Source organism: Microcoleus sp. N3A4 (genome assembly GCF_036701805.1).
Classification (GTDB): domain Bacteria; phylum Cyanobacteriota; class Cyanobacteriia; order Cyanobacteriales; family Microcoleaceae; genus Microcoleus.
In genome coordinates, this window is sequence record NZ_JAUBRJ010000003.1 from 235215 (window position 1) to 248060 (window position 12846).

At 47.8% G+C, this 12846-nt stretch carries 9 protein-coding genes; 3 read left to right on the plus strand and 6 right to left on the minus strand.

The genetic code is table 11. From position 1 onward, the window contains the following. Positions 1–225 precede the first annotated feature (225 nt). From infB to QUA56_RS03455, 3 genes are all read left to right on the plus strand, one after another. Complete coding sequence (infB, locus tag QUA56_RS03445; protein ID WP_333353239.1) at positions 226–3411, plus strand: translation initiation factor IF-2; 3186 nt, start codon at positions 226–228, stop codon at positions 3409–3411. Between the two features lie 305 nt (positions 3412–3716). Continuing rightward, positions 3717–4454 carry a low-complexity tail membrane protein gene (locus tag QUA56_RS03450; protein WP_333353242.1) on the plus strand — a complete coding sequence of 246 codons (738 nt, stop codon included), beginning with the start codon at positions 3717–3719 and terminating at the stop codon, positions 4452–4454. A 243-nt stretch (positions 4455–4697) separates the two neighbouring features. Continuing rightward, positions 4698–4919, plus strand: coding sequence for a hypothetical protein (locus tag QUA56_RS03455; protein ID WP_333353245.1), 222 nt, complete (start codon positions 4698–4700; stop codon positions 4917–4919). A gap of 370 nt (positions 4920–5289) precedes the next feature. Here the strand turns inward: QUA56_RS03455 and QUA56_RS03460 are convergent, their stop codons facing one another. The 6 genes from QUA56_RS03460 to ubiE form a co-directional block, all read right to left on the minus strand. Beyond that, on the minus strand, positions 5290–6417 hold the full coding sequence (locus QUA56_RS03460; RefSeq protein WP_333353247.1) for a glycosyltransferase family 4 protein: 1128 nt from the start codon (positions 6415–6417) through the stop codon (positions 5290–5292). Positions 6418–7142: 725 nt separating this feature from the next. Further along, positions 7143–8351, minus strand: a complete 1209-nt coding sequence (locus tag QUA56_RS03465) for a DegT/DnrJ/EryC1/StrS family aminotransferase (RefSeq protein WP_333353250.1) — start codon at positions 8349–8351, stop codon at positions 7143–7145. 674 nt (positions 8352–9025) lie between these two features. Continuing rightward, positions 9026–9601 carry an alpha/beta hydrolase gene (locus QUA56_RS03470; protein ID WP_333353252.1) on the minus strand — a complete coding sequence of 192 codons (576 nt, stop codon included), beginning with the start codon at positions 9599–9601 and terminating at the stop codon, positions 9026–9028. 593 nt (positions 9602–10194) lie between these two features. After that, positions 10195–10503, minus strand: a complete 309-nt coding sequence (locus QUA56_RS03475) for a DUF3493 domain-containing protein (protein ID WP_333353255.1) — start codon at positions 10501–10503, stop codon at positions 10195–10197. Between the two features lie 168 nt (positions 10504–10671). Next, positions 10672–11904: a DUF445 family protein gene (locus QUA56_RS03480; RefSeq protein ID WP_333353289.1), complete on the minus strand. Its 1233-nt coding sequence runs from the start codon at positions 11902–11904 to the stop codon at positions 10672–10674. An 82-nt stretch (positions 11905–11986) separates the two neighbouring features. After that, positions 11987–12688: a bifunctional demethylmenaquinone methyltransferase/2-methoxy-6-polyprenyl-1,4-benzoquinol methylase UbiE gene (ubiE, locus tag QUA56_RS03485; protein WP_333353257.1), complete on the minus strand. Its 702-nt coding sequence runs from the start codon at positions 12686–12688 to the stop codon at positions 11987–11989. Positions 12689–12846: the final 158 nt, after the last annotated feature.

A 12846-nucleotide genomic window follows, 5' to 3' on the forward strand; every position in this document is an offset into this window, starting at 1 on the left:
TTTGTGGGTTTTGCCAAAATTCAGACTTCAGAGTTCCAAGTTCCAAAACACACTTGAGAATTCTCCAAACGCAGACTTCAGCGAGTTGCATCTTTTTAGATAAAATTGCTGAGCGAGTACCAAAACCCCGATTCCTGACACTGAATCAATCACAGCGAATGATGTCGTCATTAGAACAAAAAATCACAATGTAAAAACTGGTTGGCACAAAAGAGGGCAGAGTGGATGAACAACGGCAAAGTAAGAATTTACGAATTATCACGGGAACTAAATTTGGATAATAAAGACATCTTGGCAGTTTGCGAGCGGCTCAATATTTCAGTCAAGAGCCACAGCAGCACAATTACAGAATCAGAAGCAGAGCGCATTCGCAAAACGGCGGAAAAATACGTAGCCAGCAGCCACTCTTCCCCCGGCAAGCCAGCTCCCCCCGAAAGAGCAGCAGCGCCATCTAGAGAATCTGGCCCTCACCCTAACGACCAACAAAAAAAGCAGCAAATTTTAGAAATACGCAGTCCAAAAGTACGGCAGGCTGGTGCAAACTCCCAGCCTGGGGGCAACGAGGAGAACAAAAACCAGCCTGCGGCAACCGTGGCAACTCCTCCCAAGTCGCCTGCAGCTCAACAACTCCAGCCTCCAGCTAAACCGAATATCAACCGACCTGTACTGTCGAAGCCAAATGTCGCTGTGTCGGCGGGTTCGTCAGAAACATTGTCGGAAACATTGTCGGAAACTGTAGGTGCGATCGCCCCGGAAACAACCGCCCAGGCTCAAGCACCAGCGGCACTTCAACCGCCGTCGGAAAAGGCTCCCGAACGCACCCAGCGCCCGCCGATCGCCCCTCCCGGGCCGTCGGCAAAACTCACGTCGCCGCCAGTCAGACCGGCGTCCGAGTCGGCAAACCGCACCCCACAAAATTTGGGGAACAAGCCGGTGCTCAAACTTGCCCGAACCGAGCAAGAGCAATCAGAACAGTCAGAAACTCTGGAAGCGCCGGCTAAACCGAGCCGCCCCAGCAGACCTGCACCTGGATCTGCGACCGAATCTCGCGACGCGCAAAGACCTCGCCGGGAAGGCGCGGGTGGCCCAGTAAAAACTCAACTGGCCGATCGACCCCAGCCCGGTGGCCCGCGGCGCAGCCTGGCCCCCGCAACGTCAGCTACCGGCCTCCGCAGCCGGGGCGGTGACACCGGAGCCGCAGGGGATGACACTGACGATAATGAAGAAGATAATACGCCGGAGTCCGGGATTCTTCTCCTCGAAAGGCCCTCCCTCCCTCGTCCTGCCAAAAAGACTTCCGTCATTTGGGAAGAAGATGACGAAGAAAACTCAGATGCTGCCAAAGCTGCTAAAGCTGCCAAACTCAAGCAGCGTAGTCGTCTCAAACCTATAGATGACGATGACGATGACTTAGAAAATGGCTTGGATCTGCCGGCACCAGTTACCGTCAGCCTCTCCCTAGCCCGCCCAGCTAAAGCGAAGTCACAAGCAGCACCCAAGTCAACACCAACTCCGGGCGCACCCGGAAGCAGCGGAAAAAATAAGAGACCAGGCCCTTCTCACGATAAAAGTTCTTCTTCTGGTTCTAGCGGGGGACGCGGCAACCGGGGCAAAACAGCCGAAGCTAAGGTAGAACGTCCTGAAAAGCTGCTGCTGAGCAGGCCGATGACCGTTCAAGAACTAGCAATTACTTTGGCAGTTCCCGAAACCGAAATTATTAAACGGCTGTTCTCTAAAGGCATTGCGGTCAACATTACCGAAACCCTGGACATTTCAGCGGTGAGAATGGTAGCCGAAGAAATGGGCGTAGAGGTAGAAACCCCAGAAAAAGTAGCCCCAGCGGAAAAACTGATCGAGATGCTGGACGCCACAGATATGGAATACCTCCAGCGCCGTCCGCCCGTGGTAACGATTATGGGCCACGTGGATCACGGCAAAACTACTTTGCTAGACTCGATCCGCAAAACAAAGGTGGCTCAGGGAGAAGCTGGGGGGATTACCCAGCATATCGGCGCTTACCACGTGGATGTGGTACACGAAGGCAAGAGCCAGCAGGTGGTATTTTTGGATACGCCCGGCCACGAAGCCTTTACAGCGATGCGGGCTCGGGGAACGCGAGTTACTGACATCGCCATCTTGGTGGTGGCGGCGGACGACGGGGTGCGACCTCAGACAATTGAAGCTATTAGCCACGCGAAAGCGGCGAAAGTGCCAATTGTCGTGGCTATCAATAAAGTAGACAAGGAGGGCGCTCAGCCGGAACGGGTGAAGCAAGAGCTTACTGAGTACGGCTTGGTCGCAGATGACTGGGGCGGCGATGTCACGATGGTTCCAGTCAGCGCTATCCGAGGCGAAAACCTGGATACGCTGTTGGAAATGATTCTGACAGTCGCGGAAATGGAAGACCTCAACGCTAACCCGAACCGACCTGCTAAGGGTACGGTGATTGAAGCTCACCTCGACAAGGCAAGGGGGCCTGTGGCAACTCTGCTGGTGCAGAACGGCACTCTGCGAGTGGGCGATATTGTGGTCGCAGGCTCTGCTCTGGGCAAGGTGCGGGCAATGATCGATGACCGGGGCGATCGCGTAGACCGAGCAACTCCTTCCTTCGCGGTGGAAGTGCTGGGGCTGCGGGAAGTTCCTCGCGCCGGAGACGAGTTTGATGTCTTCGGAAACGAAAAAGAAGCAGCGGCGATCGCAAGCGGAAGAGCTACATTCCAACGAGATTCGCGCCTGCTGCAAGGCGGCCGGATCAGCCTCAGCGGCTTCTCTCAACAAGCTAAGGAAGGCGTTCTCAAGGAACTAAACTTGATCTTGAAGGCAGATGTTCAAGGCTCGCTCGAAGCAATTGTCGGCGCTCTGACTCAACTTCCTCAAAAAGAAGTTCAACTCAGGCTGCTGCTATCTGCTCCTGGGGAAATCACAGAAACGGATATTGACCTCGCCGCAGCCAGCAATGCTGTGATTATCGGGTTCAATACTACTCTCGCCACCGGCGCTCGCCAAGCGGCCGACCAAGCGGGCGTAGACGTGCGGGAATACAGCATCATCTACAACCTCTTGGATGACATTCAAGGGGCGATGGAAGGCCTGCTGGAACCCGAACTGGTGGAAGAACCTCTCGGAAGCGTGGAAGTGCGCGCTGTCTTCGCGATCGGTCGCGGGGCTGTGGCTGGATGTATGGTACTTTCTGGCAAGGTCATCCGCAACTGCAAGGTTCGGGTACGCCGCGGCAACAGTGTCGTTTACGAAGGTGTCCTCGACTCCCTCAAACGGATGAAGGAAGATGCCAAGGAAGTCAATGCTGGCTTTGAATGCGGCATTTCCTTGAGCGGGTTTAGCGACTGGACGGATGGCGATATTATTGAAGCCTACCGGATGGTTACTAAGCGCCGGACTCTATCTCAATAGTTTTGAGTTTTGAGTGTTGAGTTGGAAGAGAAGTTTTGAGTGAAAGGAACTAAATTGCCTCTAGCTCGCAACTATTCTCTTCACTCAATACTCCAAAATTCATCATCACTCTCAACTTTTGTTTTTCACTTAAAATTCAAAATTCACGCACTCAAATAGGACTTACGGAAAGAAACCGGGTTTATTGCCAACATCCTCGGTTCGATCGCTAGATATGTACTCCTCGCAGCAGGTTTCAGGGTCAAGAGTGCGTCCGAGACTCTCAAAACTCAAAATTCAAAACTCATAACTCATAACTATTTAAAGTGCGTTCTTTTTGGTCAGATCCTTTCTTGTGGATTCACCTTTCTGGGGCGGCTGCACTGCCGATTTTCCTGGGACTGTGTTTGCTGGGACTCGCCGTGGGTTCTCCCCTGCTCCCTGTCTGGTTAGAAGTGTTGTTAGTGGCTGTAGCAGGTATTGTTCCTGTACTTTGGATGCAGTGGTTCCGCCCTTTTTACATTTTCAGTATTTTAGTCGTCGCGGTGAAACCGCAGAATTTAACTAATGTGCAGCAGCGGATTCTGACTCGGTTTAAAACTAAGTTAAATCAAGGAGTCGCTCTGTTTGCCGCTGTTTTGCTGGGAGTAATTTTGTGGCAGCTATACCGATTAGCTCCCCTCGCGGCTTCGGTGGCTCCGTTTCCTCCTTCTTGGCGGTGGGCTGGATTGGTGTTAGCAGCCTCTGCTTTTTTAGCTAGCAATTTGTTTTTGCAGGTGTCTGCTAGTGTCATGGCGGTTTTGCTGACGCCCGAATCAGAATTTGCAGCGACAAAGCCTAATGTTTTAGAAAAAATTCGGCAGGATTTTACGATCGCGGGTTGGCAAGTCGATCGACTTTTGCCGGCTTTTGCCGCCGAGACAACTGCCGCGGAGGCTGCACCCGCAGAGCCAATGGGGCCAGCGTCCGGCATAGGAAATTCGTCAGCCGGCAGTATTGTCAACCCCCAACCTGCCGACACCAACGGCGCTACATCCCTACCCGAACAGTCGATCGAAAAGTGAAATCAAAAACGAATAGAGACAGAATTGTTGTTTAAGCTACTTTACTTTAGACAGATGTATGCTGAAAAAAAAATAGGTAATCTCCCTGCTCTGATAGAAATTATTAATAGTCTTAATTTATTTAATTTTTAATTGCAGGTTGTGGATATTTTATATTGGCTATTTGGAGAGAAGAATCTATAATATAAAGTGTCAAGCTAAGCTTTCAATCCTTACAGGCGATTACAACAGAGGTATAACAATATGGCGAATTATCTACCGCTCGCACAAGAACCTCAAGCCGCAGAGCCGATCGAGCTGTGCGAAGATTCTGAAATCTGGGGCAGTCTCAAATCCGCGATCGGCGCAAGTTCAGGATTTCAACGCTGGCAGCTAGAACTCAATTTTGAGCGTCAGCAAAATGCCACCATCGATCAGCAGGTTCGCTCCTATCTGCGCGAAACATTAGAAACTTTGGCTTACTGAGTTCCCTAAAACCAAATATTGTCAAGGTTTGTGAATTTTTGCAAATTCAGCAGGCATCCTCTTCAATATGCTAAGTGAGTGTCCAAAGTGAGCGCAGAGCGCAACTTCGGACATCAATTTGCAGGGAGAGTATTTCTGCTTACTGAGTCGGGATTAATTCCCGCATTCTACTTGCAACACACTCTCAGAAAAATCAAGAGAAAATCAGCCTGAAACCCCCCATACAAAGCGGCTGCGGCCGCTATATATTGACTTGGCTGTTGCCGAAATTCTTTATGATAATGCTGAAGCAAAATAAAATTAACAGTGCTAGAGTGGCAGTAGATCGACCTGACTGCAAACCTTTTGCACCGTAACTCCTATTTAGTTTTCATTTTGTGTTCATTTTCTGCAGAATCTGCTCTCCGCGCCTAGCAGCAACTTGTGGCCAAGTCAAATCCAAAGCTCGCTTGCGGGCGGCGGCTCCCATCTTAGCCCGCAAATCAGGAGAATTAGATAGTTTGCGAAGTCCCTCCACCCAGGCGTCAGTATCGTAGGGAGGAAGAATTATGCCCTCAATGCCATCACGCACAACACCGCCTCCTCCCATCGGTGAAGCGAGAATGGGCAAACCATGACCCATTGCCTCATAGATGACGAGTGGGCTACCTTCCTCAAGACTGGGAAAGGCAAAAAAGTCAGCTTGGCGATAGGCAGAACTGTAGTCCAAGGCATAATCAAAGTGAACCACATCAGGACGTTCCAGCAAATGACTGCAAGTTTGAGCGATCGCCGGTTCGAGTTTGCCAAAAATTGTCAGTTTTCCCTTAATCCCTGCTCGCTCCCAAGCCTGCAAGAGCAGGTGAGTCCCTTTGCGGACGCAGGCAAAACCTAGGAAAAGGACGTTAACTTCCTCTGAGGGCGGTTTTTGGAATTGATAATTGGGGAAACGCTCGGGCGACCAACCTTCAGTCGTTAAAAGCAGTTTCTCTTCAGGAACTCCAGCTTCTTGAAACGATTTTACTACTGCCGGACTGGGACAAAACAGAAAGTCAACTAGCTTGAGTTTTTGCTCTTCGGTCTTAATTGTTTCTGGGGTAATTGTGTGTTGAGGTTGCAATTCCAAGCGAGAGTAAGCATCGTCAAGGATACTCTTAGCTTGCCTTTGACAAGTATTAACTCGCTCCCAAAAAATCGGCTTGCTCTGCTTGTTAACGCTCTTTACAGTATCTAATGAGAGACCGGGCCACAAGTAGGCAGCATCAAAATTTTTGAGATCTTTGAGAAAACGCTTTTCTGTCTTAATTTTGGGAAGACTGGGGCTGCGGTAATACAGTTTTTTCAGAAATGACGGAATTGCTTCAACTATATTGGAGCCGCGGCACGAGCGATCGCAGCTCGGGACAACCATGCGAGCCTTCAGCTCAGGGTGTTGCCATTCTTTGCACACTGAAAAAAATACGTGGCTGATGGCTCGGTCATTGCAATGAATTGGGAATAAAGCACTCAGTTTTAACATGGGATTCATCTTGAGTTAACTAGAGGTTTTCTACTGTTTTCTAAACACGGACATAAGAAAATGAGGCTCGGTTTGGAGACCAGTCTCGTTTGATTTAAAAGTAGATTTCGCAGCCTGACAATGATTGTATAGTGACAAGATAACATTTCAGTAAATACACTGACAAGGCCCTGAACCCAAAATTATGTATTTTTACTGTAAAGAATGAAACAGCAGCATCCAAAACGGAGTGAGAATTTTTCCAATATATTTAGCGTCTTACTAAATAGGGCTTTTCAAGCGTTTTAGATAACTTGGCGGTTGAAATTGCTGCTACACACTCTCCTCCTGGATATTACGTACTAAAACAACTGACCGAAAACATCCAGCATACAAGCTCCCGGATCGCGGCCGCAGATCGGGTCTCACTCATCTGGGCATCCGATCGAAGGGAGAATGGTACAGGGCGCTTTTGTGGCATCTAAAATCTCAAATTTCAAATCTCAATTCCATCGACTGGGTAGTAAACCCGGATTTGGTATAGCAGAAGGAACAAGGAAGAAGGGAGAAGTTAACCATCCCTGCCCCCTCCTTGGGGGAAATCAGAAGGTAAATGCAATAAAATCGATGGTTTGGGCTATTAAAAACGTCACCTTCCAAAGGGCGTTGTGGAGAAAAAAACATCCTACCTGCTTTTATTAATAAAAAAAAGCTAGGATTTTTTAAGGACAACCTATTTCACGACTTTAGTCTGCGGTTGCTAAAACTGCACTTTTAGCTTTCGCGATCGTCAAACATTTTTTAACAGCAGCAATGACATCTTCCACATCTGCATCTGTTAATTTTGCCGAAATCGGCAAGCTAACTGTATGCCGCCCAATGTAGCCAGCATTCGGATAATCTTCGGTATGCCATCCAAACATTTTTTGATAGACAGGATGTTCCGGCATACTCATATAATGTACGCCGACACCGATATTTTCAGCATTGATAGCGTCGAGAAATTCGTCACGGCTGATTCCAGTTTTGGCTTCATCTACCAGAATGGTATACAGGTGATAAGCATGAATTGTATCCGGTTCGGGGTTGGCTGGCAAAGTAATCGGCAAATCCGCAAATGCTTCGTTGTAGCGCTGCCAAATCTGCTCCCGCCGCTGCCAATAAGGCGTGACTCGTTTCAATTGATGAATGCCGATCGCAGCTTGCAGATCCATCATATTGTATTTAAAACCGACTTCCACCACTTGGTAGTGCTTGTAACCCGAGTCGCTGAAGCGCTTCCAAGCATCTTTGCTCATACCGTGCAGCGCTAAAATGTTGAGCCTGTCAGTATCTTCTTGACGGGCGGCCAGAATCATTCCTCCTTCCCCGGTCGTAATGTTTTTGGTAACATAAAAGCTGAAGCATCCGAAGTCGCCAAATGTGCCTGCTTTCCGCCCCTTGTACTCTGTTTCGATCGCGTGAGCGCAGTCTTCAATTAACTTCAAGTTGTGACGGCTAGCAATCTCGCAAAGCGCATCCATATCGCAGGGACGACCTGCGAAGTGAACAGGCAAAATTGCTTTAGTTTTTGAAGTGATTTTAGCTTCGACTTGAGCCGGGTCAATATTCATTGTCACCGGATCTACATCCGCCAATACCGGTGTTGCCCCTGCATGGATGATGGCATTAACGGTAGCGCAAAAAGTCATCGGAGTAGTAATGACTTCATCCCCCGGTTCCAAGCAAGCAGCGAGGACGCTCAAGTGCAGTCCCGCCGTACAGGAATTGACTGCAATCGCGTACTGGGAACCCTTGTAAGCATTGAATTCGTCTTGAAACTTCCTGACTTTAGGGCCTGTACCCAACCAACCTGTTTTCATGGTTGCCACCACTTCTTGAATTTCAGCATCTTCGATCGCCGGAGCGCCGAAAACCAAGAAACGGTCTTTTGAACGAATAGGATTGTTGTTCATGTTCCTAATGTTACCGAGTAAGTAAGCTGCTACCGATTTAAATTGAATCCAGATCCGGGCAGGATGCCCGTTCCACAATAATTGTCGAAAAATTGACTTTCAAATTAGATGCACAACAGCTTAGAGTAGAAGGATGGAAAGTTTTAATTAATGGTGTCTCAGCGTTTTTTATTTCATTTTTTTTGATTCAAGAGTTTTTCCTAATACGTTGCGTAATGGCATCTTTTATACCACGAGCTTACTGATCGCCAGCCGTTTTTCCGCATCGCTATACTCTGACAGCGTTTCCATATCTTAAGATAGATAATCTGCAATGTCCACCCGATCGTATTTCAGTTTATGAGGGATACACAAGCTCTTGCCCGCATTTTTTGGTTCAAATACTTTTTTCACCACAAATACCGTTACTCGATTTAAACTTTTTGTAAACTGTCGAACATCTATCCAGAGATAGATTGTACAGCCAAGTTATACGATTTGAGATTTGAGATTTGAGATTTGGGAATGACTGATTGCCGTCAGGTTTGGAGCTTGTCTACCGTTGATTTTTTTTAAAACAGGTGTCAAAATTAGGCAAATTTTGCAAAAATAAAATGTGACTCCCCTGTAATTTATGCAGGTTGAGCAACATTGTGCGATCGGTCGAAGCAATCAACCGTCCTTGACAAAATTCACTACAATCTAGGCAGACGAATCTTGTTCAAAATATCTTGCAGCCGTTCTGAAACGCCGCCCAATTGTTCTGACAAAGCTACAAGTTTACCGTAAGCTTCAACTAAGCGATCGCCCTCAACATAAACTTCTGGAGCCGGATAATTTTTCATCGCTTCCAGCAGCGTAATCTCGTTATCATTAGTTGCAGACAGCACCAATGCCTCGCGCAAAGCTTCTCGATTTGCATTCCCAGAAGGAGTGCGAATTACCTGACCCACTTCATCGAGAATTATTTCCCCAACCTGGCTGTTGAGCGTTCGATCTAAAAAGCTTTGACTGACTTTCACCGGTCTCGTCAGACTGCTGCGAACAGCTTCCGGCTCTTTTTTTGCCTTTCCCAGCAGCATTTCTAACGCGGGCGACATTTTCCCAGTTTCTGCAAAGATTTCTAATTCGCTGACTGGTAAAGTCATTCGGATCGCACTGTATTTGAGCACTACCTTTTCGGCAGCCGCAGCAGGACTGCTGTAAAATACAATTCCCGCACCTGCGGCTAAAAATAACGTCCACCGCTCTTTGAAAAACGATCTGCCCATAGTAAAACCTCCCAACATCTTTTTCTACTTCGACTTTGACACATCTCATTAATTACTGCACAGACTAAGCTCTTCAGGAAATGCCAAATTATTCGATCGCCCAACACTTATACCATTTTAGATTTTAGATTTTAGATTTTAGAATTGCCAATGACTGATGACGATCGTGGTTTGGAGCACGGGCCTACAGTTGCATGATTTTGGGGAACTGGTATGACGTATATCGGACGCTAGCCAAAAAACTCTATTTAGTGTGTTGGTACGGGCTGAGTTGTGCGCGGTACGCACCCTACTGATTCTATCTTCCAATCTCCCGCTCTTAGCAAAATAGCCAACGCCAGCTCTTCGATCGGTAAAGGCTGGCGCTGGGCTTAAATTTATTTTATATATTTAGGGTCTTTATGAAAGCTGACCCCAATTGAACCAATTACAAGCGGTTTATGATTAGGGTCTTTAAATTTGCTGACCCCACTTGAACCCACACTTTTATCGTTACAGGGATCGCTGACAAACCAGGATTTCATAATAATTTCTTTATATTTCTAACTTTTCCTTGCCTCAGATAGATTTTTGTCTCGATTTGTAAAGTTTTGTTACTTGGACTTCGGGGATCGGCCTTCGGCGCGCTGCTCCCAGCGAAACAGGAACACCATCAGAGCCACGACTCCGACTTGGAGCGCAAAATTGGGCAAAGCAGAGCCAATTTCCCGGCCAGAGGCAATTTTAGCGAGGAAAACCAAGCCGCCGATAAAGCCCGAAGCGCCACAAGCTACATAGACAAACTGGCGCAGAGGCCGATAGGGAGTGGCTATTTCTGCGGTTAAACGCTCGTATTGTTGGCGGCTGAGGTTGCGGGGGTTTTTTGGGATGTACGTGCGATCGTCCGAATTTGGGGCTGCCATAGATTTAGGAAATAAGTAAATTAGGATTGGGCAAAAAAACCCGGTTTCTACCAGAAATCCTCTGGTTGACGCGGTAAATACAGCCGAAAAACCGGGTTTTTGGTACTGTGCGTGCAAGAGAGAGTGAATATTAGACTATAACAAATATCTCACAACTGCCGAAATAAATCACCGCTGAATCCAAACCACAACTGTCTGCAAACAGCCGACAAAAACACCCAAAATGCCTCCTAAATTTACAATTCCCTGCAACTCGCTTTGGACAATTCCCTGAATTGCTAACTCCAACTCTTCAGGAGAAGTACCTTTTACTCGATCGACAATCACCTGGTCGATATTCAAAATTGGGATAGCCTGAGCTACAATATTTTCTAAATCCCGCTCTAGATAGCGCTCTAAAACCAAAGCCAGTTCTTTGCTGACAATTTCCAGGGAAGCGCTCATCACCGCTGAAGTTTGCAGTCGATTGAGAATCAACCGCGAAACATTTTCCCAATCAATAGATTTGCTCAACCCATCAAGTACCTCTGTACCCCGCTGTTGAACGTAGCTGCGAACGCTGTCGCGCATAGTTTTTCGCAACTGTCTCACAGTCGAAACCGGTAAATTTTGCATCGACAAATTTTGCAGCCATTCCTGAATTCGCCCGCGAATTCCCAAAGAAATAGTTAACTCTGCTAACCGCTGATTTGTCGCTTCTCTGTCATCTAGACAAAAAGTCCGCAGCCGAGTTAAAGTGTTTCGCAAACCAAACAAATTTGCTACTACCCAATAAGTGCCGCTAGTTTTTTCTCGAAACCCTTCATCGATGATCGAAATATTGCGATCGGTCAAAAAGTCAATTAAAGCCTGACGCAGCACTTCCGGGGGTATTACTACCTGCAACAACCACTCAGCAAGCTGAGCTGCCTGAGCTTCTGTTAGCTGAATCTCCAGCAAAACTTGGTCAAAAATTTGATTTAGCTGAGCTTCTAAAAAATCTTCCCGGCGCGCCAAAACTTTGAGAATTCGCGGCACAGATTCCCCCAGCAAATCTCGCAGAATGTTAGCGAGAATTTTAGCGGTTTTTTGCTCTGCGTCTGCTTTTACCTGATCCAGCGCCAACTGCAACAGCCAGAGAATTATCGACTGCATCCGCTCAGTTTGCAGGAGGCGGCGCGCCAAGTTTTGCAGTTCCTCCGGCGTCAGCAGCGAACCCATAATTGTGTCAGAAATTCGCTTTGCCAAGCGCTCTTGGTTGCGGGGGATCAAGCCTGGAGTGAAAGGCAACTGCCGCCCTTTGATGTAAATAGCTCGATAGGGGCGGAACAGCATTTTGATAGCTATATCATTAGTGAAATAGCCAATAATTCCTCCCACTACAGGTGGGGCCAACAACAGCCAAATGTCAGACGGATTCATCAATAATTGGGAATTGGGAATTGGGAATTGTTGATTGTTGACTGTTAACTGTTGACTGTTGACAACTGACAACTGACAACTGTCAACGGACTAATACCAATACTCCCATCATAGCTCCGGCAATGGGGTAGTGGGTGGCGGCGGAAAATCCGGCTTGGCGGGCGATCGCAACTTGCTGCTGGCCGATCGGGAATTTTTCTAAACTAGGATTAATGTAGGCATATTCTTGAGTCATGCCAAATTGCTGAGCAATCGGTACTACGAGAGTATCTAAATAAAACTGCTGAAAGCTCCGCATTAGGGAATTGCTGGGGCGGTGGAGGTCGAGAATAGCTGCTTTTGCACCGGGTTTGAGGACGCGGTGCAATTCTTGAAGACTGCGGGGAATATCAGTCACGTTGCGGAGGCCGTAACCCATTGTGGCGCAGTCGAAGTAATTGTCGGCAAAAGGCAAGTCTAGGGCGTCAGCTTCTACCCAGGAAATGGGACTTGCAGGAGTGAGAAAAGGTCGATCGCGCGTGGCGGCAACGGCCAATTGTTCGGCGGAAAAATCTACTCCAAACACGCAACCCGTCGGCCCTGCTTGTTTGGCCAGCAGCAAAGCTAGATCCCCGCTGCCGCAGCACAAATCTAAACAAGTATTTCCCGGGCCCGCACAGCTCCATTTCACCGCCATTTGCTTCCAAATCCGGTGTTGCCCAAAGCTCAACCAGTCGTTCAATTGGTTGTAAACTGGTGCAATTCGATTAAATATAGTTTTAATTTGTTCGGCGTTATTAGTCATTAGTCATGGGTCATTGGTCATGGGTCATTGGTCATGGGTCATTGGTCATTAGTCATTAGTCATCAGTCATTGAGCCGCAGGAAAAAATAGTTAATCCCTCCATTCATCTCATGCTGTCGCCAGTCATTAATGCTTTTTTATTTGTTAGCGAGCGGTGA

Coding starts and splice junctions, on each gene's coding strand:
- infB (WP_333353239.1), top strand. CDS start 226: ATGAACAACGGCAAAGTAAGAATTTACGAATTATCACGGGAACTAAAT.
- QUA56_RS03455 (WP_333353245.1), top strand. CDS start 4,698: ATGGCGAATTATCTACCGCTCGCACAAGAACCTCAAGCCGCAGAGCCG.
- QUA56_RS03460 (WP_333353247.1), bottom strand. CDS start 6,417: ATGTTAAAACTGAGTGCTTTATTCCCAATTCATTGCAATGACCGAGCC.
- QUA56_RS03465 (WP_333353250.1), bottom strand. CDS start 8,351: ATGAACAACAATCCTATTCGTTCAAAAGACCGTTTCTTGGTTTTCGGC.
- QUA56_RS03470 (WP_333353252.1), bottom strand. CDS start 9,601: ATGGGCAGATCGTTTTTCAAAGAGCGGTGGACGTTATTTTTAGCCGCA.
- QUA56_RS03475 (WP_333353255.1), bottom strand. CDS start 10,503: ATGGCAGCCCCAAATTCGGACGATCGCACGTACATCCCAAAAAACCCC.
- QUA56_RS03480 (WP_333353289.1), bottom strand. CDS start 11,904: ATGAATCCGTCTGACATTTGGCTGTTGTTGGCCCCACCTGTAGTGGGA.
- ubiE (WP_333353257.1), bottom strand. CDS start 12,688: ATGACTAATAACGCCGAACAAATTAAAACTATATTTAATCGAATTGCA.